The organism is Paenibacillus sp. FSL H7-0323, from assembly GCF_038002725.1.
Taxonomy (GTDB): Bacteria; Bacillota; Bacilli; order Paenibacillales; family Paenibacillaceae; genus Paenibacillus_AQ; species Paenibacillus_AQ odorifer.
Genome location: NZ_JBBODB010000001.1, coordinates 1,226,477 through 1,252,219 on the forward strand (window position 1 = coordinate 1,226,477; position 25,743 = coordinate 1,252,219).

Genomic DNA, 25,743 nt, shown 5'->3' on the forward strand with positions numbered 1-25,743 from the left:
CCGGAGAAGACGACACAGGAAATGGCAGATACAGCATCTTATATCATGCAACATCCAGAAGTATTGGCAGAAGCAGCGAAGAAGATGTATCATAACTTTAATGAGGGAACGCCGGAGGAAAAGGCTTCCATGCTGGGTGCAGCTGCTTCTGTATTGGTACCGGGGCTATCTGTGACTAAGGGTACAAAGGTAGGAAAAGTGGCCGATGGGGTACAAGATTTTGCTACTAAAGCGATGGAAGGCGTGAAGGACCTTAATAAAGTCCTCCAGAATTCCGGTCACTTGGCTGAACTCCCGAAATTCAAGTCATTTTTAAGCACGCCAGAAGGTGTGCCTTTCAGTGTAGGAAAGATCCCCATGGATTCAAATTCACTGCCCAAAACATTTGTGCAGGAGCATTATATAAATGAGATGAATGGGTTTGGGGATGTGAAAGGTGGCAAGATTGAGGGGACGGGTGAAGTTCCTAAGATTAAAAGTGCTAAAGAGGTTGAGATTGTAAACCAAAGAGGAGAATCACTTGGTGAATTTGATGAAATTGATCTGGTGAAAAAGATTTTTTACGAGGACAAGTCTGCTCAAGGTCTTGACAGAGTTAATCCTAAAACGGGCTTACCTGCACAAACTCCACAGCAATTTGCTGACAAGCAAATACTGACAAAAACTCGAAATCGAATTAATGAACTTCAAAATGCAACTTCTACACGGGCAACAAAGAATGGATCGACAGAAATACCAGATCTCGATAGTATTAAGAATATTCGAGAATTTGTTTTCAGATTAGATGGAAATACACCTGAATTGAAACAGGCAGTTGAAAACAGTTTGAATCAGCTTAGAAAAGAATTTCCTGATTATAAATTCAGTGCTGTTTTTGGAGGTGAATAACAGATGGCAATTAGTGTAATGATCCTTGATCCACAAAACGATTTTGAAAAACACTTCTTTCTTCCAGTTGCTACGGAATCCTTTTTCAAAGAATGTTGGATACCTGCCATCCAATCCTTAGGATTAAGATGGGTAGATCTTTTTTCAACAGGAGTTGATGTAGAAGAGGAAGATTTGCCAAGTATTCTTGCTGAACTTGATCAATTAAAAGAGTGGGCGGATCAGAATCTAGAAGAAGAACAGAAAACCAAATTATTTGAAAGAGTAGAAGGAATCAAGGAAAAGTTACCCAATGCATTTCAACGTAAAGACGCAGTTGTATTTATAGGATAGTTTTGATGTCACAATCCTATGTTCTCTTTAATACTTAGTAAATATTGTGGGGGCTACCCAGTGCCGAATGAACTCATCATTCACGCAAGAACACATCTCACCCAAGTAATACCCGTATAATGATTTCTCGATTTCGGTTGTACGCACATCAAATGCTTTAATTTTATAACCTAAACAACGCTATTCCGTTACATTGGACAGGTCGATTATGGTCAGATACTACCATGATTGGCTTGTTTTTTTGTTGTCTTCGTTTTCTTTCGGTTTTTTCAAATTTACTCGCAACTGTAGAATACGCCGCCCCGATAGAGAGAAAAAAAGGCAAAGCATCATTTGGAACAGTTAGCCCGACTATTAATATTGTCAGAACTTATCTGCAAATTGTTCGCAACAATCTGGCTACTTGCCGCGTGGTAAGATTAGGGATCAAGGTTTGAAAGAAAGAGAGACAGGAATAGATTTGGAACAACAAGGTAAACTAGGGAAAATAGTACGTGACCCACAAGGAAATGGTGGAGCGGAATTTATTGATACAACAAATAACATTAAATGGAACGTTAAAAGTTTCCTATCTTACCCAAATGGTCATACATCACCTAAAAAAGGTGCATTTACAGTAAATAATGCGATGAAAGCGATTAATAAAGAACTGGATAAAAACTACAATATAATTGTGGATAAAAGAGACATGATTCTTGAACATGTCGAGCAGTTAAAAGAAGCAATAGAGAAATCTGGAATATCAGATAGGATTATTTGGTATCCATAGCTGGAGGTTAGGTATGACAACTGAAAACAAAGATATTATGATTCGATTAGAATCACATCGTATTTGGATTGAAACTATTGGAGAACAAGGTGAGAAACTAGGTATAGACGAAATTGATTTGCGTAATGTGGAATTATCACATTATCCATTAGACCAAGCAAATATTACTGCTTGTAATTTTGATGGTATGAACTTAAATCGTAAAGATTTCTCTTTATCTTTACTTAGTTCATCAACTTTTATATCTACAAGTTTAGAGGGGGCAGACTTTTGTAAATCTAATGTCTCATATGCGGACTTTACAAATGCTAAGGTTAAAGGAGCTAGATTTGCTGATTGTGAATGTATTGAGACAGTGTTTATTAAAGCTGATTTATCAGATGCTAATTTAGTTGCTGGACTTTTTGATGAAACGGATTTTCGGAATGCAATATTATTTAATGCGGATGTACGGTTAGCTACGTTTGAAGGAGCATTGCTAAAAGGAGCTATATTAACTGGAGTTCGGGGGCTTAAAGAGGCTTTTATTAAAAGCATCAATATTGGGTCTCCTGAACAACCGAATATTCTAGTAGGTGAAGAAGCTAAAAAATGGTTAAACGATAACATTTTGAGTTATGAGTAAATTTCAAAACAATGTTAGATAAGTTAATTTTTACGGAATAATACAACCAACAAAGCAAAAACTTAACCATTCAAACACTTGATAAACTTTTAAAGCTCGTTCCCGCTTGTACCATAAGTAGAAATGAGTTTTTGTCAATTATAGGAACCAAAAAAGCTGGGATAATAAAAAAGTTTAGAATGTTTATCACATCTTGAAAACAGAATAAAAGATTAGAGTTAGTTTACTTGATCATTCTTATTACGAAGAAAAATTGCAAAAATAGAGTGTTTCATCCGAAGTTAAACCAATTTATACCCTAACTAATGGGAAGCCTCAAGTCGAATAGGTCGATTAAGGTTAAACCGCGTAGCTGGCGGTTTTTATTTTCTTACCAGCTCATCTGTTTCTCCCCTTAACAAGGAAATCTCATGCTTATAGGGTGCGTTTACATATTTCTTTTCACCGATGGAGGGAGTCTCTAGGAGTTTGGGAATGGTTGATAGTTGAGGATGGTGGACCACATATCGAAGCGCCTGAAGGCCGATATATCCGTGTCCTATATTTTCGTGCCTGTCTTTATGTGAGCCCATAATATTCTTTGAATCATTGACGTGAATTACCTTTAGTCGCTCTATTCCGATCAATCGATCAAATTTATCCAATATGCCATCAAAATCTTCTTTTACGTTATAACCGGCATCATGGATATGGCAAGTATCCAAACAAATTGATAGGCGCTCATTATGGGTCACTCCATCAATAATAGCTGCAAGTTCTTCAAAAGAGACTCCACATTCACTACCTTTTCCAGCCATAGTTTCTAATGAAACCTGAACATTTCGTTTATCTGTTAGCACTTCGTTTAAGCCTTCCACGATCCGAGAGATTCCAGCTTGAGAGCCAGCACCAACATGGGAGCCAGGATGTAGGACGATTTGGGTTGAACCCAAAGCTTCTGTTCTTATGATTTCTGATTGAAGAAACTCTATACTATGCTCAAAGACCTGTGTCGAAAGTGTATTTCCTAAGTTAACAATAAATGGAGCGTGTACAATAATATTAGAAATACCGTTATCTCTCATATGAGCATGTCCTGCTTCAATATTCAAAGCTTCAATGGGTTTGCGGCGTGTATTTTGTGGGGCTCCGGTATAAAAAAGGAAGGTGGTCGCTCCATAAGAGGCTGCCTCTTCACTAGCTCGAAGGAGCATTTTTGTTCCGGTCATAGACACATGAGAGCCTAGGAGTAAAGACATCGGGGTTGACACTTCCTTTCCTCTGAAAAGAGAGCCATATTTAGTCACTATATATCCTATATGTCTATTATTATTTGTGAATTACCCGGATTATATGTATTGGTATTACAAGAAAGTAGGATGTTTTTTAGGGAAGATCAAGGTTGTCTCATCTGATTTATTATTTATGAGAGACAACCTTAGCGACCCGGAATTTAGCGCTAATTAGCGGCGGAAATAGTCTCACCTTGAATTGGTTTTAAATTTTTCTCCCATTTAACTCTGATTGCCCGGGAAGTGAATAGATCAGCTCCATCTGAGATTTGGAAGTGTAGATGGGCCTCGCTCGTATTACCAGAATTACCTATTAAGCCAATAACTTCACCTTTTTCGACTTTATCCCCCGGTTTTACAGTAACTGACCCTTGTTTGAGATGCGCCAAATGACTATATTCCCCGCCATGATCAATGACAACGATATTTCCGGTAGCTTGATTCGGATTCATGACCCCAACTGGCTCATTGTCTTTAATGTCATTCACGACCGATACAACGGTGCCGTCCGCTGGAGCGAGAATGTTTTTGCCAAAGGCATAATAGCTTTCATTTTTTAGTGGATCTCCTGTATAGGAATAGTTATCTTTGGTTTGTATAAAATCGTAAGCGTACCGCTGGATTTCTAACTCATAATGATAATTCACAAGCACATTTTCACCACCCCAAAATACATACCAATCTCCCTCAAACGGCAGTGCGTATTCATGTTTGCTTAGTACATTGTCGGTTTCAGGAGAAGGAGTAAGCTCTTGAACTTGAATTAATGTAATCGTCCCATCCGGATCAAACATCCCGACAAGCCCCTTATTGCCAGCATCACTAACCCATGTGCGTCGATCAAATCCATTAAGCTGCATGGTCGATGCCTTTTCCAATGTATGGATACCCTTAGTGAATTCTTTTCCTGTCTCTGTTAATTCTGCTTCACTTATTTCATCTTTTAAAGGCTGATTAAAGCGGGCATACAACTCCTTGTACTTCCCGTCCAGTAGAATCTTTGATAGTTCATCTGGAGCAAATCCGCTCAGAATGGCAGCTGTGGCCGGGCTTGTTGTCTGCTCCGCCTTTTCAGTAGTCGGCACATCTGCATTCTCTCCTCCACAGGCAGCCATTAATAAAGACAATGACCCTACAGCCAATGCAGTTCTTGTATTCAAAATAACTTTATGAATGATTTTTTTAGGTTTTTTGTTCATATATATCGCCTCCCAGTATTACGATTGTAGCAGTCTATCCTTAGCTCTTCTGAAATTCTATATTAACACTTACATAATTTACTAGCTATTTAATGAATACGAATTAAGCTTCCGTTAAGATTAGTAAGATTGCTAGCCAAAAAAATCATGCTATGATGTTAAAAACGTCTATTGTGAAAGGGAAAATTTATATGAATGAGGCTTCAATTTTATTGGTTGATGATGAGGTATCGCTTTTAGACATTATGGAGACAGTGCTGCGTAAGGAAGGCTACGCCAATATAGATACAGTGCAAACAGGTGAGGAAGCAGTAAGTGCCTGTGAATCCAAAAAATATGATTTAATTGTGCTGGATGTAATGCTGCCCGGACGAAGTGGTATCGAAATCTGCCCTTTTATCCGTCAGACGACGGATGCCCCTATTCTTTTTCTGACTGCTCGAACGTCTGATTTCGATAAATTAACGGGATTTGCTATAGGCGGAGATGATTATATTACCAAGCCCTTTAACCCGCTTGAAGTGGTGGCTCGTATAAGAGCACAACTGCGGAGATATTTTGCTTCTGCTAACCAACAGGCTACTGGCAAGAGTGTAGAAATAGTCCCCAATAAATCTGCAAATGTATATGATTACGGAAGGTTTAAGCTAGATGAGACAGCGGGAGAACTCCTGGTAGAGGGTCAGTCTGTTGCTTGTCCGGCACTTGTATTTCAACTGCTGGTCTTCTTATGCAAACATCCTAATCAGATTTTCAGCAAAAGTGAGTTATATGAGAAAGTATGGGGCGATGAAGCACTGAGCGATGATAATACGGTCATGGTTCATATTCATCGAATTAGAGAACGTATCGAAGCAGACCCGTCCGATCCAAAATTTATTGTTAACGTTAGGGGTCTTGGTTATAAGCTGGTGAAGGTAGACCGCCAGGAGTTGTCCATGCCATGAATATCAAACGTCGGTTAACGTTAAGGTTCGTTCTACAGCTAGCAATTACGGGAATGGTTGTTCTCGCTATTGCAGCAGTAACGTTTACTTGGATGCTGTTGCGTTTTCTCGATATCAGTATTACGCGTGATTTTGCTAATGTTGGCTTAGAGCAACTGGTTGAATCCTCCAAAATCGATGAGAAGGGCATTCAATTTTCCCCGAGCTTGCTGGAGCAAGTGAAGAAGAATAAGGGCTGGCTGCAAAATATCGATGAAAATGGAAAAGTTGAAAGTGCCTACAACACTCCAAAAGATGTCCCAATTCAATATGGACCGGGTGAAGTAGTCGCCTATTGGACAGGGACTCAGCCTTTTCCGTATACTCTGGCTGTATGGATTCAAGAGAAAAATGGGAGACAATTCACACTTCTTTATGGCGCGCCAAATATACTAGATCCTCTGTTAAAAAAAATGAGCGATGGTACATTTGATGCAGTAGATGGAGATCTGGTTCTGCCTGATTCGATTGAAAGAGAAATTAAATCATCACAGGCTTTTGTTCAACTCATCGATTCATCGGGTACGGAGCTGCTCTCCTATAATAGGCCAAAGATGATTCCCACCAAGTACTCAGTGCCAGAGCTAGCACTACGCACTCTCTACAGTGAACGTTACGGCTATCATGTCCGATCTTCTTTTGATAAACAAACGGGCCAAACATGGATCGTTGGACAACCGAACGTAAAGGGTGCAGATACAGGACAAAAGGTATGGGTACCTGAAGAGGTTAAAATTGTCATTAAAGGCTCATTAGCAATGCTCGCGGCTTTATTGCTTGCATTTATATTGCTATCTTTATGGCAAGCTCATAGGTTTGGAGCGCCAATGCTGCATATGCTTGTATGGCTCGATTCTATTGGAAATGCCATATATACAGAGCCTTTGGACCGTAAAGGAAATCGTCGTAGTCGAACACACGTAGGTAAATGGAGGCGGAGATACCGGGTTTTTTCTGATGTAATGGTCTCCATAGAGAAATTATCTGCTAATTTGCAGAGAGATCAGGCGTTGCGGCAACAAACAGAGAATTTGAGGGAAGAATGGATCGCAGGTGTTACACATGATTTAAAAACTCCTTTATCTTCTATAACTGGTTATGCTCATTTACTGGCGGAGCCTTCGTATGATTGGTCGAAAGAGGAAGTTCGCAAGTTTACAAGGACGATGCTGGATAAATCAGCCCATATGGACATGCTGATCAGTGATCTTGCCATGACCTATCGGCTAAAAACAGGGATCAAGCCACCAGAGCTGATGGAAGTGGAATTGAACTCTTGGTTACATCAAACCCTTGATCAAGCTGCTGCAAATCCCGAATACGGGAAGCAGCGAATTATATTTGTGCCGGCACCAAACGAAGTAAGGGCCCGATTGTATACTCCATGGCTAGAGCGGGTTGTGAACAATTTGACTGCGAATGCTTTACTTCATAACCCCTCGGATACGATTTTAACGGTTTCGCTTACTATGAATGATTTGGACAGTGGATTTACTATTCAATTCTCCGATGATGGCGATGGAATGGATGAAGTCACACTTAACCGATTATTTGAACGTTATTATCGAGGAACGGACACGGTATCTAGCTCCAACGGATCCGGCCTTGGCATGGCGATCTCCAAGGGATTAATCGAATGTATGGAGGGCAGAATTGCTGTTGAGAGTAGCCCTGGACAAGGGACCATTATTAAGTTGAGTTGGAGCTAATCATAGAACCAGCGTTTTTCCTAACGGAAATGACGGTGGTTTTTTTGTTCTGAATATAATTTTTTAATTCTCCTGTTTATTATCCAGCCAGAGTTGGGATCATAAATAAGTTGACATCCAAACTGATTGTAACTACAATAGTTACAGGTAGTGGTTAAAATAAATTTATCATCCTAATTTGAGGAGGAAGTAAAAATGAAAATAGCAATAACAGGAGCAACAGGTCAATTCGGATCATTGGTGATAGAAGCTTTACTTAAAACTGTACCTGCAGGTGATCTTGTAGTTAGTGTGCGGAACCCAGAAAAAGCAAGTGATCTTCAGGCACGTGGAGTGGAAGTCCGTCATGGTGATTTTGATCAACCTGAGACGCTGGAATCAGCATTTGCCAGTGTGGATCGATTATTAATTGTATCTGCAGATGGTGATAATGAAACCCGGATTCGTCAACATAAAGCAGCTGTTGCTGCTGCGGAAAAAGCAGGCGTCGGCTTCATTGCCTACACAAGTGTAGGACAAGCAGACAAGAGTGAACTATTTCTTGCTGAAGTTCACCGCATCACCGAAGAAGCTATTCGCGCAACAGGCATTCCTTACAGCTTCCTCCGTAATAACTGGTATTTGGAGAATGAGATCGGCTCCATTCAAGGTGCTCTAGCAGGTGCCCCATGGGTGACTTCAGCAGGGAATGGTAAAGTTGGCTGGGCTACACGCGGAGATTATGCAGAAGCTGCAGCAAATGTTCTGACAGGTGACGGACATGAGAACACAGTGTATGAATTGTCTGGCAACCCTTTAACACAAGAGGAATTGACTGAGATCATAGGCAGTGTAATCGGTAAAGAAATCAAAGTAATCCAGGTTGACGACGAGGCTTATGCCAAGACCATGTCGGAGGTGGGTGTCCCAGAAGCTGCGCTTCCAATAGTTGTAGCTATACAACGTGGGATTCGTGAAGGTTGGCTTAATATTGAAAGTAGCGATTTAGAGAAACTGCTGAAACGTTCAGCTACTCCTCTTGCGGATGTCATTCGTGTTATGGTCGGTAATTTACAAGCATAATAATATAAAAGATAAAAGGCTTCCTCGAGGTTGAAAAACCAGTGAGGAGGCCTTTTTTTCTGTGTTGATAGAGGATGAATCAAATACATAACTTTTCACTATTTTGCCTTGTTCATAATTGTGTTAGTTTAGTCTAACTAGTTATACTAAAAGAAATGGAAGATACTTTGAGTGAGTACATAATCTGGCGAATAAGCGAAGGAGATGATTACAAATGAAAAGAAATATCTTGGTGGTATCGGGAGCGGCGGTTGTTGCATTAGGTGCGTATTTGTTATTGGGAGGTATCGATAAGGATACGCCTTCAGCACAAGATACAACCGACATTAAGCAATTAGTGCAAGAATATAGTTCAAGCAGTCTGGAAAACCTGTCCGCGTCTATCACTTCTGAGCAACTTATTGTAACCGATAGTAACAATAAAGAGAAAACTTACGACTTGCCTAAAGATGAGTTTTTTGTTTCTATAGCTCCATATGTGGAGAATACGCATCCTTGCGCAACACATAGCTTGACTGGCTGCCAAGGTGAATTAACGGATGATGAGTTTAAAGTATATATCGAAGACAGCGAAGGCAATGTGATTGTGGATCAAGAAATGAAATCGCTATCTAACGGATTTATTGATCTTTGGTTGCCCCGGGACAAACAATATAACGTAACCATTGAGCAGGACGGAAAAACAGCAAAATCTGAGCTTTCCACTTTTAAGAGTGATAATACATGTGTTACAACTATGCAATTGGCAGAAAGTATCTAAAAAGTTGCAGGGAGAAGACTTGGAAAGCGAATGCTCAGAAGGATGTTTCTTAAGCGATGTCGAATTCGTTATTCATAATCCAATTTGATCTTTCTTCTGATGTATTCTGTATTGGACTTTCGCCAAATGTCCATCGTATCGGACTCCATTGCAGCTATTTTAGATTTTCGCTGCATTTTTCAAGCTTATCGGACTGCATAGCTCTTATTGGCTTGTAATGGCACAGAATTGGAGTGTATTTAGGGAAATAACTGCATCTGGGTCCGATAACCTGGTGAAATGCTATAAATCTACGAAATAAGTGCACCTCGGTCCGATCTAGCGGAGAGTTAGAAAGTGTTTGGGAAAAGAAATCAAAAGTATCACACGAATGATCAAAAGAAATTGCTTTACAGAAGAGAGGAGAGAGATGAATGGTTAAAGAGCTGATCATTGGGGATGTTTTGCAAGAGCTGGCTGGTACACGTCGGATACTGGAGAAGCTGCCTCAAGAGAATATGACATGGAAACCACACTCTAAGTCAATGAGCCTGGGTGGGCTGGCCACACACCTCGTTAACCTTCTGAGCTGGCAATCTGCAATTCTACTTTACTCGGAGTTTGATTTGGCATCTGTGGCATATCGACGAGAAGCACTGGAGAGTCCCGACGCGGTTCTACAAGAGTTCGACCTGAAAGCTCGTGAGATTGAGGAATTAATTACTGCAAGCAATGTGGAGATGCTCGGCGCGGAGTGGACCTTGCGGAACGGGGAGCAGATCATCCGTCGTCAGACACGGGCAGCTGCGCTTCGTACCATCGGATTGAATCATATGGTTCACCACCGGGCGCAGCTTGGAGTTTATCTGCGGCTGCTTGACGTGCCGGTACCTGGTCTTTACGGACCCTCGGCTGATGATTTAGAATTAGCAAACGGTGAAGGTTGATAAGTGAGGAAGCCCTGCACTGCCAAGTAAGTTCAACATATAGCTCTTACCTGATATATTGGAGTATTAAGTTACCTCCAAACATACGGTAATGGGCTTATTTACTTTTTTCTAGTATTACACTAAATAAAACTCACGGAGGATCGGAAAGTTTGGGTTGACACTTTAGCTAATTTGGAGATATTATAGATTCATTAAGTCTATGATGTGGCAAATATTTTTTGGTTTAATAACAGACAAAAAGAGTCTTTAATATCTGCATATAGGAGATGATTCATATGATTTACGATTGCATTATTGTTGGTGGTGGACCCGCAGGCTTGAACGCAGCCCTTGTTCTTGGTAGGGCAAGAAGAAAAGTAGCTTTAATTGATAATAATCAGCCAAGGAATGCTGTTACCCATGCATCACATGGTTTTATTACAAGAGACGGGGTTACACCAGCCGAGTTTCGTCGCATTGCGTATGAAGAGGTACTACGTTATCCATCTGTTAAGCATATCCAGACTGAGATTATTTCGATTAACAAAATTGATTCTGGATTTGCGGTACATGATTCGTTTGGTCGTCACATTGAAGCTCGCAGATTGATTTTGGCGACCGGGTTAAAAGAGGTCCTTCCTGAGATAGAGGGCTTACGACCATTATACGGAAAAAGTCTGTTTAATTGCCCGTATTGTGACGGCTGGGAACTACGAGATCAACCCCTTGTCGTTGTTTGCGAAAATCCACATGTTTTTCATATGGCTAAAATGCTGCTCAATTGGAGTAAAGATTTGGTTATCTGCACGAACGGCAAGACATTCCTTTCAGATGAACAGAAAAAAAGTCTTGAGGCTAAGGGAGTTGTAGTCAATGAACAAACAGTTTCCTCTTTTATGGGTCATGACGGGCAACTTCAGGCGGTTCGTTTTGCAGATGGTACTGAGATCTTAAGAACGGGAGGGTTTATTTCTCCGAATTTGATCCAAACGGCATCAATGGTAGATCATTTGACTGTAGAGCGGAATGATTCTGGTGGGTTTAGCACGGATGGGTCGGGGAGAACCTCGATTCCAGGATTATATTCGGCTGGAGATGTTTCTTATTTTATGCCTTCTCAGTTAGTGTTTGCCGCGGCTGACGGGAGTCGGACAGCTATGAGTGTAAATATGGATCTTACAGAAGAAGAATTTGAACTTTTTTAACGAATTATGGGTAGGAAGTTGAAAATAATAAGTATGCATGATAACATAATTACAAATTAATGATCGGAGTTGAAAAGTATAGTGTAGTAATTATTCTTGCGTCCCATGATGAATAAAACAACAACAATGGTTTATTTCGTTTGTTTTATTCTTTGTATGCAAGAAAGTTACTACTTCTTTTCACTCGAAAATATATCCATATCTAACTCCATTTGGGGCTGGATTTGCTGTATTTATTTGAGTCACAAGAAAGTAACTTTCTTGTGGCTTTTATTTTGTTAAAATACAGGAGGATTATTTTATGTCATTAATAAATGTCACAAATCTAACCTTTGCCTATGAAGGCAGCTACGATAACATATTTGAGAACGTAAACTTTCAAATCGATACCGATTGGAAATTAGGTTTTACAGGGAGAAATGGTCGAGGAAAGACTACATTTCTTAGCTTATTGCTTGGAAAGCATGAATACAGCGGTAATATTTCTGCTCATGTCAGCTTTGAATATTTCCCCTTTCAGGTGAATAACAAGGAGCTTAACACCATAGATGTGATCAGCGAGATTTTTCCGGATTATATTCATTGGAAGTTAATGCGTGAGCTTTCTTTGCTAAAGGTTTCTGAGGATGTGTTATATCGTCCCTTTGATTCATTGTCTAACGGAGAGCAAACGAAAGTGCTGTTAGCCACATTATTCATTAAGGAAAATAGCTTCCTGTTGATTGATGAACCTACAAATCATTTGGATATGACGGCAAGAAAGCTTGTCAGTGATTACCTCAATACGAAAAGTGGATATATTCTGGTCTCTCACGACAGATCCTTTCTTGATAATTGTGTGGACCACATCTTGTCAATTAACAAAACCAATATAGAGATTCAAAAGGGCAATTTTTCTAGCTGGTGGGAGAATAAAGTCAGACAAGATAACTTTGAGATAGCGGAAGACGAAAAACTTAGAAGAGATATCAAACGCTTGTCAGCCTCATCTAAACGAACAGGTAACTGGTCACATGAGGTGGAAAAAACTAAAAATGGAACTAGAAATTCTGGATCTAAGTTAGATAAAGGTTATGTTGGACACAAGGCCGCTAAAATGATGAAACGCTCTAAAGCCATCGAGCAGAGACAGCAATCTGCCATCAACGAAAAGTCTAAGCTTCTTAAAAACATCGAAAATTCTGAGAACTTAGAGATTACGCAGCTTGCTTATCATAAACGTCATCTTGCGGAGCTGGACAATGTTTCGGTTTTTTACGGAGAGAAAAGGGTATGTTCAGAAGTAAGCATTACCATTGAGCAGGGGGAGAGAATTGCACTCTCGGGTAAAAATGGTTCCGGAAAATCAAGTGTCATCAAATTGATCTGCGGTGAGGATATAGATTATACCGGCACCTTCACTAAGGATAGCCAGCTTATCATTTCCTACGTATCACAAGACACTTCAGATCTACGGGGCGATTTAACAGATTATGCTAGAGAGAATGGGATAGATGAAAGTCTTTTTAAATCTATTCTGCGAAAGCTTGATTTCTCCAGAATTCAATTTGATAAGGATATATCCACTTACAGTGGCGGCCAAAAGAAAAAAGTCCTGATCGCCAAAAGTCTTAGTGAAAAAGCTCATTTGTATATTTGGGATGAACCGCTTAATTTTATTGATGTTATTTCACGTATGCAAATTGAGGAGCTATTGCTTGAATATACACCAACACTCGTTTTTGTGGAGCATGATCGCGAATTTTGCCATAATGTTGCCACGAAGATCATTGAACTTAGCTGATATTTTTAACATCGATTGAAAATTTCCAACTCTAACAGACCAATATTATTATATTAATAAAGATAATTATTATATATATTACAGTTATCCAATGTACTATAATGGTATAGTTAAACTTTATGATATGTAATTGATGCCTAAAGAAACAACCTATAGAATTGAACAACAGGAGGAAACAAGTTGAGTACACAGAGTGTGGGAATTCCATTAGAAGGTTTTGCAGAATTTAGCCGGACGGTAGCAGCAGAAGGTGCGGTACTGTTGAAGAATGATCATCAGGTGCTTCCGCTTGGTGAAAGTGATAATGTTGCTGTTTTTGGCAGAACTCAAGTGAATTATTATCGCAGTGGTACTGGTTCGGGCGGTAGTGTTCATGTTACTTATACGACCAACCTGCTGGGCGGTCTTCGCAGTAAAAAGAACCTTACGGTCAACGAAGATTTGGCAGCATTATATGAGAAGTGGATTGAGCAAAATCCATTTGATAATGGTGGCGGCGTTTGGGCTGCAGAGCCATGGAACCAGAAGGAAATGCTTTTATCCGACGAATTGGTAGCTGAGGCTAGAAGTAAATCGAACAAAGCAATCATTGTAATCGGACGTACAGCAGGAGAAGATCAGGATAATGTCGATGGTTCAGGAAGCTACCAACTAACAGCTGATGAAAAAGCGATGCTGAAGCAGGTAACTACATATTTTGAGCAAACGATTGTTGTACTGAACGTCTCTAATATTATTGATATGAGCTGGCTGAACGATGAAAGCTATAAAAATCCGATTTCGTCTGTCATCTACTCTTGGCAGGGGGGAATGGAAGGTGGTAATGCAATTGCGGACGTGCTGGCTGGAGAAGTAACTCCAAGCGGAAAATTAACAGACACGATCGCATATTCCATCAACGATTACCCGTCAACACACAACTACGGTAATGAATTTACAAACCTTTATCAGGAAGATATCTATGTTGGTTATCGTTATTTCGAGACATTTTGCCCAGAAAAGGTTCAATATGAATTTGGTTATGGAATATCGTATACCACGTTTAAGCTCGAGCCAGAAGAAGCTAAACTTATTTACAAAGCTGGCGAACTTAATGTTGAAGTCGGCGTAACCGTAACTAATACAGGAACTACCTTTGCAGGAAAAGAGGTTGTTCAGGTCTATTATGAAGCTCCACAAGGAAAATTGGGACAGCCTGCTAAAGCTTTGGCAGCCTTCGCAAAAACAGAAGTCCTTCAGCCAGGCGAAGCTCAACGTCTTACCGTGAGTTTCCCTGTTCATTCAATGGCTTCCTATGATGATGCTGGTGTGTCAGGGCATGCTTCCGCTTATGTGCTAGAAGAAGGCACGTACCGCATATTTGTGGGAACGAGTGTTAAAAAAGTGGAGGAAGTCAAGGTTGAAGGGAATAGCGGCTATGTCGTGGAAACTCTTCAAGTTGTGGAACAGTTACAAGAAGCTCTTGCACCCACGCAAAGCTTTACAAGAATGCAACCTGGCGTTCAAAAATCAGACGGTTCATATGAACTTGTTTATGCAGAGGTTCCAACACGCAAGATTTCGTTAGCAGAACGGATCGAGAGCAATCTACCAACAACGATCTCCCAGACAGGCAATCAAGGGCATAAATTAAGAGATGTATTTGAACAAAAAGTTAGTATGGAAGCTTTTATTGCCCAGCTTAGTGACGATGATTTGGCTGCCATTGTACGGGGTGAAGGTATGAGCAGCCCATTGGTTACACCGGGTACAGCTTCTGCATTTGGAGGAGTAAGTGATAGTCTATATAACTTTGGAATCCCTGTTGCATGTACGGCAGATGGTCCTTCAGGAATTCGTATGGATAGTGGAGCAAAAGCGACTCAGGTTGCGATCGGAACGCTTCTTGCAGCTACTTGGAATGCCGAATTAGTCGAAGAGCTGTATGTGTTAGAAGGACAAGAGTTGGTACGAAACAACATAGACACCTTGCTTGGACCAGGTCTAAATATTCGTCGCAGCCCGCTTAATGGCCGCAACTTTGAGTATTTTTCTGAAGATCCTTTGATCTCTGGGGTGTTTGCGGCTGCATGTACACGTGGGATTATGAAAGGTGGCTCTAATGCCACGCTGAAGCATTTTGCCTGCAATAATCAGGAGAAACATCGCAGTAAAGTGGACGCTGTTGTGTCGGAACGTGCGCTTCGCGAGATTTATTTGAAAGGTTTTGAAATTGCAGTGAAGCAGGGTGGAGCGAATTCAATTATGACCTCCTATAACCCTGTTAATGGACATTGGGCCGCTTCAAATTACGATTTGAACACTACAATTCTCCGCGGAGAATGGGGCTTCAAAGGTATTGTCATGACAGACTGGTGGGCCATCATGAATGATGTCGTTAATGGTGGAGCTGCAGACCGGAAATTTACAAATTGGATGGTCCGTGCACAAAATGACCTGTACATGGTTGTAGCTAACTATGGCGCCGAAATTAATGGATGGAATGACAACACCATTGAATCCTTGGAAAATGGATCTTTGACTAGAGGAGAGCTGCAACGTTCTGCAATGAATATTTGTGAGTTCATCATACATGCTCCAGTATTCTCGAGAAAACAACAAATTGTTGAAACAGTTGAGTCCTTTAAGGCTAATCCTTCACTTACTGCAGAACAAGTACAATCCTTATCTCAAAATCCACAGGTTAAGCCAGCCGTTGAAGGATCGACTTTCTTTGAAGTTGGCCAAGCTGGACAATATCGGATCCTCGTGCATATCATGTCAACAGAGCCTGAGCTGGCTCAAAGTGCATGCAATGTTAATTTGAATGATCAATTGATGACAACCATTCAAACCAACGGGACAGAAGGTCAATGGATTAGACAAAAGCTTGTGAAAGTAGAACTCGAAGCAGGTCTTTATGAAATGAAACTGGAATTCATTAAACCAGGTTTACAGATCGACTGGATCGAATTTAATAAAGTTGACTAAGTAGCTCTAAATATAAGTTAAAGGAAAAACCCTGCGCTAATGCAAATCCTCCAATAAGGATGTTTACGATAAACATAATTGTTTAGGCACACAGCCGAACGATTACTGTTGAATTGTAAATAATCTATATTGGAGGATTTACTTTTTGGTGAAGTTTAAATTTGAATACATAGAAAGCCGTATGTCCACAATTTTGCAGTAAAACCTGATCTTAATATCGGTATTAAAATCAAGCCAAATCATCCCGAAGCGCGTCAATGATATTTTCTTTTTTTATCTTGCTAATGGCATACAACATTGTAATAAACACGATAAAGATTACGCCAAACACGCTAATTGCCATACTGCCCCACGGGAATACAAAATTAAAGTTATCTATCCTTTCTACGGCCACTAACCCTTCATAAATCAGCCACGAGATGATTCCCGCTATTGGAATTCCGAACAGCAACGTCCTCATCCCATAAAAGAAACACTCAAAACTCATCATCTTATTGAAATCGCGGTCGGACATCCCCAACGAGCGGAGCATGGCAAGTTCCCGCCTGCGCAGTCTGATATTTGTGGAAATAGTATTGAATACATTTGCAACCGCAATCAGGGAAATCATAATAACAAAAACATAGGTGAACACATCAATAACAAATATTAAACTGCGGTATTGTTCAACTATTGTATGGACATTGTAAAGGGTATAAGCAGACATCATTCCCGTGTCCTGAATGATCGCTTCCATTTCAGCCACCGATTGCGAGGGATTATTTGAAAGAAAGGCCAGGCCCATTTCCGCATGGGTATCCGGGCTTTTAAAGTTCTCTTTAAATGAATAGGGAGCTACCACCATAAAAACGTATGGCCGCTGCTCTAAAGATTGCCTTGGAGGCGGATCCACCGGGTACGTATCGACAAACGTAATGTTTATGCTTTGCCCCTGTTCCATCATTTGCTTGTCATTTGTTTGGGGGGCGACACTAAATGTCATGGAGTGATTTGCAAACATATTAAACACTTCGCTTGGCCTTTCATTATTATCAATCCGCTTTTTGGCAACGGCAATCATCTTCGCGTCCTGCCCGGTATATTCATCTGCAGACAAACCCAATTCTTTGATAAAACTCAGATATTTGCTGTCCTCAATAAACTGGATGTCCATGGGTAGTTGAACCGTTTCGTCCGGCGTAGTATACCCCGCGTATTCCCGGTAACGGTCTGAAAAATCGCTTGCCTTAATTACGGATGTATACACATAAACGGTTTGGTACGAGCTTTCATAAACCCCGTCAGAGGTTTTAAGTTTGTTGTAAAGCGGGATCATTTCGCTGTCGTCCGTCACCTGAGTGGTAAAAAGAATGTCATAGTCCATGTCCATTATCAACTGTTCTGAAAGTCGTTTTAGAGTTGTTCCAAAAGCACTTCCCGATACAAACAGCACGACGCTTAAAGTGAGCGATAACACAATGCTGCGATAACGTTTTTTGTTTCTTTTAAAGTTTTTTAACGCAAGTGTACCCTCCAAACCGTAAATACGCTGTGCAAATTTTGATGTTTTTACCGCTTTCGATTCGGTTTTGACCTCGTTGGTCTGACGAATATTCTCCATCACGGGAGTATTTGCAGCTTTTCTGGCCGGGATATAGGCTGAAATCAAAATGGTAACTAAACTGACTGCTGTAGCTGCGACAATTGCGGGGACAGACAACGATAGGGTTAAAGGCACGGTGCTGTGGAAAGTTTTCCCGAAATTCTCGGCAACCATAGGAATTACAAGTCCGATACTGCCTATGCCGACCATAATGCCAATAGGTATGCCGACTGCACCAATGCAAAGTCCCTCAAATAGCACAGAATTTCGCAGTTGCCTTGCCGTTGCACCCACTGATGCGAGAATCCCGAACTGGCGTGTGCGTTCGTTCAGCGAGATGTTGAACGAGTTATAAATCAGAAAAATCGAGCCTATCATTATTATGGCAACCAAAATGCCGCCAACTGAGTACAGAAGCGTGTTGAACAGTTTATTGTCCGAAGCGCCCATGAAGCGCAGTACATCATCGTTAAAGACATAAGCTCCTGCTCCGACTGTACTGCTTGCGTAAGCCGTTACACCGTGCGGATTTTTCAGTGTGACAAATATACTGAAGTTGTCCGCTTGGTCTTTAGGATCTGCTTTCGTTATCAAGGTGTATCCCGGTGCGGAATGTTCCTCAAAACTGGGTCTTTCGCAGATACCTACAACCTTGTAGGTTCTCTCTGATTTTGGAACAAGGGTTTCTTTGTCCTCTCCCGATTCACCCCCGGTCTGATAAGGGTCGTGTTGGCCGAGATTCTTGTTTCCATTCAATCGGCTTCCAACAGAAAGTGAAAGTGTGTCGCCCAACTTAAATCTAACACCGCCCTTTGCAGTAACGTGAGACGGGACGAGAATCTCCTTGCTATTTTCAGGAAGCCTGCCGGAAATCAGGCTTGTGGGTAAGGTATCAAAGGCTTCCTCACTGAATCCGGCGATGAAAAGATAGGGCTTTTCAGGGCTTTTCCCGCCTTCAAGCGTTGCATAACCGATATTTTCAAATGCTGCGCTGTTTGCAACTTTACTGTCATGGGTTCTCTCTTGCACGAAAGAGGAATCAACATCCAAAAACTCAACGTGCCAACCGCCGTATTTCGCAATAGAACCGTTTACCAGATAATTTAACAGGGAAGTGCCAAAGGTAGCGACAGCCGTAATCATGGCGGCGGACAGAACAACTCCGATCACCGTGACAATCGTTCGGGAACGGCTTTTTTTCATACTTTGCAGTGTGACTCTGTTAAAAATATTCATGGCCGAACCACCTGTTCATCCCGCGTTACTTTGCCGTCTGTTATACCGATAATACGGTCTGCTTGCAGGGCAATATTTTCGTCATGGGTGACGAGGATCAGGGTCTGCCCATATTTTTTATTGCTTTCTTTGAGCAGCTTGATGATTTCATGTCCATTTCGGCTATCTAAGCTGCCCGTGGGTTCGTCGGCAAGCATGACCGCCGGGGCATTCATCAAAGCGCGTCCTATGGAAACACGCTGTTGCTGACCACCTGAAAGCTGATTGGGTAAATGCGTTTTTCGATCTTGCAACCCAAGCATTTCGAGCAGGTCATTTAGCCTTTCCTCGTTGACCTTGCGCTTGTCCATAAGGATAGGCAAGGTGATGTTTTCTACTACATTCAGAGTGGGAATGAGGTTGTGAAATTGGTAAATCAGTCCAACTTGCCGTCTGCGGAAGATGGCGAGTTTTTCATTGCTTTGGCTATATACATCTTGCCCGTTCAAATATACCTTTCCGCTTGTCGGTACGTCTACGCCCCCGACGCTGTGAAGCAATGTAGATTTGCCCGAGCCGGACGAACCGATGATTGCGGTGAATCCTCCCTTTTCAATTGTAAGTGAAACATGGTCAAGCGCAGTAACTTGATTATTTCCCTTACCGTAGACTTTGCATAAATTTTCAATTTTTAAAAACTCCATTATGTGAGTCTCCTTTCTGATGGGTTACCCATATAATAGAACCTTCAACTTACATCTCTGTGACTTTCAGGTGAGAGATCTGTCACTTTGAGAAACGAATGGTAAAGATTGCGCCGCCTTGCGGGTGGTTTTTTGCGGTAATCGTTCCTCCTTGCCGCGTTATAATCATCTTGCAGAGAGCCAATCCAATCCCGTATCCTGTAGCGTTTGGGTTTTTCCCGCGATAAAACCTGTCAAACAAGCAGTGCAAATCTTCTTTCTGAAAACCCGCACCGCTGTCGTGGATGGCAATCTCGGTAAATAACCGGTTATCCGTACAATCAATCTCAATCCTCCCGTGCTCGCCTGCACTTTCTATACAATTTTTGAGGATGTTTTGAATTGCTTGCGAAATCCAACCTGGATCGCCTTGAATAAGTACTACTTTCGGCACGTCTATTTGCAAATCAATATAGCGCAGTTCTATTGGGATTAGGAACGGGCGAAGGGCGGAGCGTATCAAGCTATCTACATCTATCTGCTCGTTTTGGAATACCACAATGCCCGCGTCCAAGCGAGATAATTTTAGTAGAGAAGTAATCAGCCAATCCATCCGCACAAGCAATTCTTCTGTTTCTCGTATAAATGCTTTCCGTTCGTTTTCATTAGGGCTATTCTCTAACAAAGACAGAATGAGGTTGGCTGATGTGAGTGGGGTTCGGAGTTGGTGGGCTATGTCGGCCAGCGAATCGGCAAGATGTTCTTTTTCTTTTTTCAGCGCATCGTTTTGCTCCCGAATGCGCAGTAGCATTTTTGTTATCTCGCTGTGCAGAATAGAAAGCTCGCCCTCGTCCGACTCTTCAATGTACAGAAGGTCAGCATTATGAAGCACAAGGTCGATTTGATGTGAAATCCGTGCAATGCTTATGTATCGGGCTTTGGTAAACACGAAAAACGCTATGCAAAAAGCGGCGGTAGAGGTAGTGGTAAGGATTCCCGCCGCCATATTGATTGCAAATCCCAGCGTCACAGCGGAGGTGGCAATTAAGGAGAACAAAATGACAAAATGTCGAAACTCTCTATTCCGAAGCATACTCGTTCCCCAATCTATATCCCGTCCCACGAACAGTCAGAATAATTTGCGGACTTGCTGGATCGTTCTCTATCTTCTCCCGCAAACGTTTGATGTACACGGTCAGTGTATTGTCATTGACAAACTCGCCTGCAGCGTCCCACAATTCGTCAAGCAGCCTGCCTCTCGTGATAATACTTTTCGAATTGCTAATAAACATCAGCAACAAACGGTATTCTAATGCTGAAAGAAAGACTTCGCTACCGTTTTTCTCCACAATGCCACTTGCCATATCGACATGAAGCCCGTGAATTTTAAAATCAGATATGGAACGCCCACTTTTTCGCAAGGCGGCTCCAATTCGTGCAATCAATTCACGCGGACGAAAAGGCTTAGTGATATAGTCTTCCGCGCCCATGTTCAGCCCGGTAACAACACTTGACTCATCGCCAGAAGCCGTCAGAAAGATTATGGGAATATCTTGCGTTTTTTTGATTTCCGTGCAAACCGCAAAGCCATTTCCATCAGGCAAAGAAATATCAATCAACGCCAAGTCAAATTTATTTCCGGCAAGCGCGGTAAGGGCTTCACTCCGCGTAGGGACATGAGAGACTGTAAATCCCTCTGAGCGGAGCAGAAGCACAAGGTTTTTAGCGATTGTCTTATCGTCCTCAACCAAAAATATCTGGTTCATTTATTTGCACCGTCCTTTACTTTACTGCAACTATATCGTCCGTTAGCCGGGTTTTTAGCGTCAATTGGAACAAGGCAAGTATTTCCCATTTTTTCGCTGATTCCTTTGTCGTTATATAATCTATGCATAACACCTCCTTAGATCTATTATATTTCTTTTGACAGAAACATACAGTCCGAGGTATAAACAAAAAATAAAGGGTGTGTAAACTTATATTAAAGGCAGAAATATGAACGCTAAAATGTAATAGGGTTAAATAGTATGAAGCTAAATGTAACAGGAAGAAATCTCTCGAAAGAAAAGAGTCTGCAAATTAAGGATGAATTTCAAAAGCAATGTCTGATAAAAGGTTTAAAACAAGAAAAAAGCCGTAGGACTTGATAATCCTACGGCAAATCTCAAAAGCCGAAAACATCCTTATTGAACCGTGACAAATGCGCAGGGGATTTGTTCTGTAATAAAGCTATCCATCTAGTTTAAAGTTGAAAATACCTTACTCTGCTTGGAACTGGAACCACTTAAAATCAAACTGGCTCCCCGGTAGAAATATAAAGGTGACGGTTTGCGGACCGGTTATGCGCTCCAATACAAATTCTCTTTCGCAATAATCACTTGACTGTGTAAACTCCACAAGCTGTCTCTTTTCACCCTCTGGTCCGCTAAATAGAATATGCAGAGTATTTTTATCGATAGGCGAATGCCCGCATAAGGTTAGTTTAGTGCTTCCAGTATGACCGAAGTCCATATCTTTAAAGATGAGAGAGACGTTGTTACCAATATTTTTGATTTGTCCATCTGCCAGAGTAAAGGAATCCCCATAAATCTGATTGTATTCTAGAACGTTAAGTTGTTCGTACGCTTTTAAAGGCTTGTTAAACTGAAAGCCCTTGAGATGAATCTTTTTATGAAGAACAAAACAAAGGGTGGTGACACCTTTTATTCGCTCATGTAATGGGTAGGTCTCCTCTTGATATACATTCCATATGGATGGTTTTTGATAGGTTACCTGTGTCAGCAGAGCTGCGTTTGGAGCATCCGGTGTACCTTTCCATATATCAATCGTATATTTATCGTTATCTAGCGCGAAGATAGGAAGGGTAAGTTCAGTAGCTCCATAATCACCGAAATCGATGTTGTCAAAACAGATCCAGCTTTCTCCTTCTCTTGCAGTAGCCACTCCGCGTTCATTCCCATTTGTTAAGTTCCGGCTCGTATTGCTATGATAACCAGCGGAAACAAACTCATAAGGATTCAAAAAGGCAGCTCCCATATCTCGAATATGGAATTCCATAAGCGAATACAGGCGCACTTGATCTGCACCGTTTTTCGTTGCACACCGTACATAGACGTCTCCGTCTCCCAAAGCCGAAATTACTGCTTCATGCCCATTTGCCTCAAGAACGGCTATATTAGCGTCAATACCGGCAGCATTCGTAACTCGCCATTCAATTTCCTGATAGGTTGCGTTCTCTGGATGAATTTGCACACGAACCGGAAGTGAACGGGTGTCCTTCGTTAGTTGATTTCCTTGCGGGCATATGATTTCCAGCTTGCGAACGGGAATTTCATCTGATAAATAGTTTTGGGATAACTCCCTCACATCCGATAGTGATTGTGATGAGTGTTGATAAAGTACAAGCTCTTCGTCCTTAGAATGATCTAGCTCTCGTGCTTCCGAAGTCAGTGTAAGCTCAGCAGACTGTAAGCCATGGGAAGATGCACGTACAACGATTGTACCTGACTCCAATGAAGAGGCAATGACCGCAAGCAATTTGCCGCTGAACATCCGGCGACTTGTTCCTTTATATGAATCGTAGTCAGTGCTGTCACCATTATCCAAACCAACAAGACGCCCCGGTCCTTCTACAGAGATTTGAATACGATTATTGGCGTTCTCCACGGGACGTCCTTCTTGATCGAGGGTCGAGATCTCCACAAATACCAAGTCCGATCCGTCAGCAGTCATCTGAGTTTTATCAGGATTCATGACCACAGTGGCCGAATCTCCGAAAGAAGTTACCGTATCATCAGCGATCTGTACTCCGTGTTCATCATAAGCGACTGCTCGGAGAGTACCTTTGCTATAGGGGAGCTGCCATTCCCCAAGCAGCTTTTTACCATGTTTATGGTCAATGTTAACCGTGCCCATGGATTGATCATTAAAGAACAATTCGATTTGTGGTGCGTTGGAGCATACTCGCACATCAATAAGCTGCCCTTCAGAGAAATCCCAGTACGGAAAAATATGAATCATCGGGGCGACCTTGTAATCCGTCCATTCTGCTTGATAAATATAATAGGAATCCTTTTTGAATCCTGCGGTATCCAGTTGACCGAAATACGAGTTTTTAGTGAAGTACGGAGTCGGCTCCCCAATATAGTCAAATCCAGTCCAAATAAATTGTCCAGGTGAGTAGGTCGCATCACGATCTGCGATGATGCAAGCTTCTGTGTTTTTGGCACCCCAGCTAGTAGAACTGTTCCCTAAGGCTGAGCATTGTTCATCATCGTCAGACAATACAGACTGAGCATAAGGGAAGTGGTAGATGCCTCTGCTCTGTACAGTAGACGAAGTTTCACTACCATAAATAATCCAGTCGGGATGTTCCTCATGATGCTGGTCATAGTATTTTTCGGCATAGTTATACCCTGCGAACTTCACTAGATCTGCGCATTTCTGTGCATTCTCCCATGGCATATAGTTGGAACCGATAGTAACCACTGCATTTCCTTTAGGGTCATGAACCTGCACCAGATCACGTAATTCTATGGTTAACTCTTGGCCGCGTTCATCGGCATGGGTGTCGTATATTTCATTTCCGATACTCCACATGAGCATGGAGGGGCGATTTCTATCCCGGCGTACCCAGCTGGCAATATCTTGTTTCCACCAATCCGGATAAAATCTGGCGTAGTCAAAAGGAGTTTTACTGCGTTCCCACATATCGAATGCTTCGGAAACTATGAGCACGCCCATCTCATCCGCTAGTTCCATCAGTTCAACGGCTGGCATATTGTGGGCCGTACGAATAGCGTTTACGCCCATCTCCTGCAGGAGGATAATCTGTCTTTTTAGAGCTGCCTTATTCACCGCAGCCCCCAAACATCCCAAATCATGATGTTGGCATACGCCATGAATCTTCACCTTTCGGCCATTCAAAAAGAAACCTTGTTGGCTGTCAAACTCCATCGTTCGGAATCCGAAGGTTTGGATTTCTTCTTCTATTACCTGATCATTCTCCAGCAGTTCAGTTTTTAGGGAATAGCAGTAAGGCTGGTTAATATCCCAGAGCATTGGATTGTTGACGGATAAGAGGGCAGAGCTGGATACAGCAGACCCGACTTGTACTGGACTTTCATTTTCTGCATGAGAGATACAGATACCTGAAGCGTCCAGTATACTGTGACGAATTATGTAGTGCTTTGCGCTTTGCAATAGATCATTGCACAAGACTTCGGTATCTACCTCAACATTCCAGGAATCCTCTTTTTTGTGAGTAGAGATATAAATACCATCAGGCACAATATGTGTCCCTGGATACGTCTTCAGCCATACACTGCGATAGATGCCCGCACCGGAATACCAGCGTGAATTAGGAGACTCATGAACCACTTGAACATAGATTTCGTTGATACCTTCAATAATGTATGGCGTGATATCTATTTCAAACGTCGAGTATCCATTTTTCCAGACGCCTGCGATATGGCCGTTCACATAGAGAGTGGAGTCCATGTATACGCCTTCAAAACGAAGCGAGACAAGACTATTTGGCACTTTCTCATCTATAATTATGCTTTTACGGTACCAGCCTTCTCCGCTTTCATATAGATTATGTGTATCAAAAATTAGCCAGTCATGGGGTAAGGTTACGTCCATCCACTCCGAATCAGCTGCTATCACCGATTCTAAAGTGGACTTAAGCGGCTGTTTGCTGAATAACCAGTCATTATTTAATCTTGTTTTCTGACTCATGAATGAAGTTCTCCTTTATCTTTGGAAAATTTAGAAGTGGTTATTAACGATGTGAA

19 protein-coding genes are annotated in these 25,743 nt (G+C 41.6%); 12 read left to right on the forward strand and 7 right to left on the reverse strand.

Going from position 1 to position 25,743, the window contains the following annotated elements; genetic code table 11:
- Positions 1-21 precede the first annotated feature (21 nt).
- The 4 genes from MHH89_RS05855 (at position 22) to MHH89_RS05870 (ending at position 2,615) form a co-directional block, all read left to right on the forward strand.
- Positions 22-888: a hypothetical protein gene (locus MHH89_RS05855; protein WP_341086552.1), complete on the forward strand. Its 867-nt coding sequence runs from the start codon at positions 22-24 to the stop codon at positions 886-888.
- Positions 889-891: 3 nt separating this feature from the next.
- Positions 892-1,221, forward strand: a complete 330-nt coding sequence (locus MHH89_RS05860; RefSeq protein WP_076220658.1) for a hypothetical protein — start codon at positions 892-894, stop codon at positions 1,219-1,221.
- Between the two features lie 433 nt (positions 1,222-1,654).
- Complete coding sequence (locus tag MHH89_RS05865) at positions 1,655-1,990, forward strand: hypothetical protein (protein WP_076307777.1); 336 nt, start codon at positions 1,655-1,657, stop codon at positions 1,988-1,990.
- Positions 1,991-2,003: 13 nt separating this feature from the next.
- A complete protein-coding gene (locus MHH89_RS05870; RefSeq protein WP_312150615.1) occupies positions 2,004-2,615 on the forward strand; it encodes a pentapeptide repeat-containing protein in 612 nt (203 codons plus the stop codon).
- A 362-nt stretch (positions 2,616-2,977) separates the two neighbouring features.
- On the opposite strand, the gene MHH89_RS05875 is transcribed toward MHH89_RS05870, so the two are convergent.
- Together MHH89_RS05875 and MHH89_RS05880 are read right to left on the reverse strand one after the other, a co-directional pair.
- Positions 2,978-3,853 (reverse strand): deoxyribonuclease IV, encoded by an 876-nt coding sequence (locus tag MHH89_RS05875; RefSeq protein WP_341086555.1) that lies wholly within the window; start codon positions 3,851-3,853, stop codon positions 2,978-2,980.
- A gap of 200 nt (positions 3,854-4,053) precedes the next feature.
- Positions 4,054-5,085: a M23 family metallopeptidase gene (locus MHH89_RS05880; protein ID WP_076303783.1), complete on the reverse strand. Its 1,032-nt coding sequence runs from the start codon at positions 5,083-5,085 to the stop codon at positions 4,054-4,056.
- 191 nt (positions 5,086-5,276) lie between these two features.
- Between MHH89_RS05880 and MHH89_RS05885 the strand changes: the two genes are divergently transcribed.
- The 8 genes from MHH89_RS05885 (at position 5,277) to MHH89_RS05920 (ending at position 16,468) form a co-directional block, all read left to right on the forward strand.
- Positions 5,277-6,032, forward strand: coding sequence for a response regulator transcription factor (locus MHH89_RS05885; RefSeq protein ID WP_076217551.1), 756 nt, complete (start codon positions 5,277-5,279; stop codon positions 6,030-6,032).
- Complete coding sequence (locus tag MHH89_RS05890) at positions 6,029-7,780, forward strand: sensor histidine kinase (RefSeq protein WP_076217552.1); 1,752 nt, start codon at positions 6,029-6,031, stop codon at positions 7,778-7,780. The genes MHH89_RS05885 and MHH89_RS05890 overlap by 4 nt, the downstream gene beginning before the upstream one ends.
- Before the next feature lie 195 nt (positions 7,781-7,975).
- On the forward strand, positions 7,976-8,842 hold the full coding sequence (locus MHH89_RS05895) for an SDR family oxidoreductase (RefSeq protein ID WP_076303782.1): 867 nt from the start codon (positions 7,976-7,978) through the stop codon (positions 8,840-8,842).
- A 214-nt stretch (positions 8,843-9,056) separates the two neighbouring features.
- Complete coding sequence (locus MHH89_RS05900) at positions 9,057-9,602, forward strand: CueP family metal-binding protein (RefSeq protein WP_076278438.1); 546 nt, start codon at positions 9,057-9,059, stop codon at positions 9,600-9,602.
- Between the two features lie 413 nt (positions 9,603-10,015).
- On the forward strand, positions 10,016-10,528 hold the full coding sequence (locus MHH89_RS05905) for a DinB family protein (RefSeq protein WP_076125721.1): 513 nt from the start codon (positions 10,016-10,018) through the stop codon (positions 10,526-10,528).
- Positions 10,529-10,806: 278 nt separating this feature from the next.
- Complete coding sequence (locus MHH89_RS05910) at positions 10,807-11,715, forward strand: NAD(P)/FAD-dependent oxidoreductase (RefSeq protein ID WP_341086557.1); 909 nt, start codon at positions 10,807-10,809, stop codon at positions 11,713-11,715.
- A 301-nt stretch (positions 11,716-12,016) separates the two neighbouring features.
- On the forward strand, positions 12,017-13,498 hold the full coding sequence (locus tag MHH89_RS05915) for an Lsa family ABC-F type ribosomal protection protein (protein ID WP_341086558.1): 1,482 nt from the start codon (positions 12,017-12,019) through the stop codon (positions 13,496-13,498).
- A gap of 180 nt (positions 13,499-13,678) precedes the next feature.
- Positions 13,679-16,468 (forward strand): glycoside hydrolase family 3 C-terminal domain-containing protein, encoded by a 2,790-nt coding sequence (locus tag MHH89_RS05920; protein ID WP_341086560.1) that lies wholly within the window; start codon positions 13,679-13,681, stop codon positions 16,466-16,468.
- 229 nt (positions 16,469-16,697) lie between these two features.
- Here the strand turns inward: MHH89_RS05920 and MHH89_RS05925 are convergent, their stop codons facing one another.
- The 5 genes from MHH89_RS05925 to MHH89_RS05945 form a co-directional block, all read right to left on the reverse strand.
- Complete coding sequence (locus tag MHH89_RS05925) at positions 16,698-19,286, reverse strand: ABC transporter permease (RefSeq protein WP_341086562.1); 2,589 nt, start codon at positions 19,284-19,286, stop codon at positions 16,698-16,700.
- Positions 19,283-19,969: an ABC transporter ATP-binding protein gene (locus MHH89_RS05930; protein WP_076125710.1), complete on the reverse strand. Its 687-nt coding sequence runs from the start codon at positions 19,967-19,969 to the stop codon at positions 19,283-19,285. The genes MHH89_RS05925 and MHH89_RS05930 overlap by 4 nt, the downstream gene beginning before the upstream one ends.
- An 82-nt stretch (positions 19,970-20,051) precedes the next feature.
- On the reverse strand, positions 20,052-21,041 hold the full coding sequence (locus MHH89_RS05935; RefSeq protein WP_076309398.1) for a sensor histidine kinase: 990 nt from the start codon (positions 21,039-21,041) through the stop codon (positions 20,052-20,054).
- On the reverse strand, positions 21,028-21,714 hold the full coding sequence (locus MHH89_RS05940; protein WP_076309399.1) for a response regulator transcription factor: 687 nt from the start codon (positions 21,712-21,714) through the stop codon (positions 21,028-21,030). Before MHH89_RS05940 ends, MHH89_RS05935 begins: the two co-directional genes overlap by 14 nt.
- Positions 21,715-22,207: 493 nt before the next feature.
- Entirely contained in the window at positions 22,208-25,687 is a 3,480-nt protein-coding gene (locus tag MHH89_RS05945; protein WP_341086566.1) for a sugar-binding domain-containing protein, read from the reverse strand.
- Positions 25,688-25,743: the final 56 nt, after the last annotated feature.

What these genes read in the sequence shown, in the direction of transcription:
- MHH89_RS05855 (WP_341086552.1), top strand. Translation starts at nt 22, where the DNA reads ATGGCAGATACAGCATCTTATATCATGCAACATCCAGAAGTATTGGCA.
- MHH89_RS05860 (WP_076220658.1), top strand. Translation starts at nt 892, where the DNA reads ATGGCAATTAGTGTAATGATCCTTGATCCACAAAACGATTTTGAAAAA.
- MHH89_RS05870 (WP_312150615.1), top strand. Translation starts at nt 2,004, where the DNA reads ATGACAACTGAAAACAAAGATATTATGATTCGATTAGAATCACATCGT.
- MHH89_RS05875 (WP_341086555.1), bottom strand. Translation starts at nt 3,853, where the DNA reads ATGTCTTTACTCCTAGGCTCTCATGTGTCTATGACCGGAACAAAAATG.
- MHH89_RS05880 (WP_076303783.1), bottom strand. Translation starts at nt 5,085, where the DNA reads ATGAACAAAAAACCTAAAAAAATCATTCATAAAGTTATTTTGAATACA.
- MHH89_RS05885 (WP_076217551.1), top strand. Translation starts at nt 5,277, where the DNA reads ATGAATGAGGCTTCAATTTTATTGGTTGATGATGAGGTATCGCTTTTA.
- MHH89_RS05890 (WP_076217552.1), top strand. Translation starts at nt 6,029, where the DNA reads ATGAATATCAAACGTCGGTTAACGTTAAGGTTCGTTCTACAGCTAGCA.
- MHH89_RS05895 (WP_076303782.1), top strand. Translation starts at nt 7,976, where the DNA reads ATGAAAATAGCAATAACAGGAGCAACAGGTCAATTCGGATCATTGGTG.
- MHH89_RS05900 (WP_076278438.1), top strand. Translation starts at nt 9,057, where the DNA reads ATGAAAAGAAATATCTTGGTGGTATCGGGAGCGGCGGTTGTTGCATTA.
- MHH89_RS05905 (WP_076125721.1), top strand. Translation starts at nt 10,016, where the DNA reads ATGGTTAAAGAGCTGATCATTGGGGATGTTTTGCAAGAGCTGGCTGGT.
- MHH89_RS05910 (WP_341086557.1), top strand. Translation starts at nt 10,807, where the DNA reads ATGATTTACGATTGCATTATTGTTGGTGGTGGACCCGCAGGCTTGAAC.
- MHH89_RS05915 (WP_341086558.1), top strand. Translation starts at nt 12,017, where the DNA reads ATGTCATTAATAAATGTCACAAATCTAACCTTTGCCTATGAAGGCAGC.
- MHH89_RS05925 (WP_341086562.1), bottom strand. Translation starts at nt 19,286, where the DNA reads ATGAATATTTTTAACAGAGTCACACTGCAAAGTATGAAAAAAAGCCGT.
- MHH89_RS05930 (WP_076125710.1), bottom strand. Translation starts at nt 19,969, where the DNA reads ATGGAGTTTTTAAAAATTGAAAATTTATGCAAAGTCTACGGTAAGGGA.
- MHH89_RS05935 (WP_076309398.1), bottom strand. Translation starts at nt 21,041, where the DNA reads ATGCTTCGGAATAGAGAGTTTCGACATTTTGTCATTTTGTTCTCCTTA.
- MHH89_RS05940 (WP_076309399.1), bottom strand. Translation starts at nt 21,714, where the DNA reads ATGAACCAGATATTTTTGGTTGAGGACGATAAGACAATCGCTAAAAAC.
- MHH89_RS05945 (WP_341086566.1), bottom strand. Translation starts at nt 25,687, where the DNA reads ATGAGTCAGAAAACAAGATTAAATAATGACTGGTTATTCAGCAAACAG.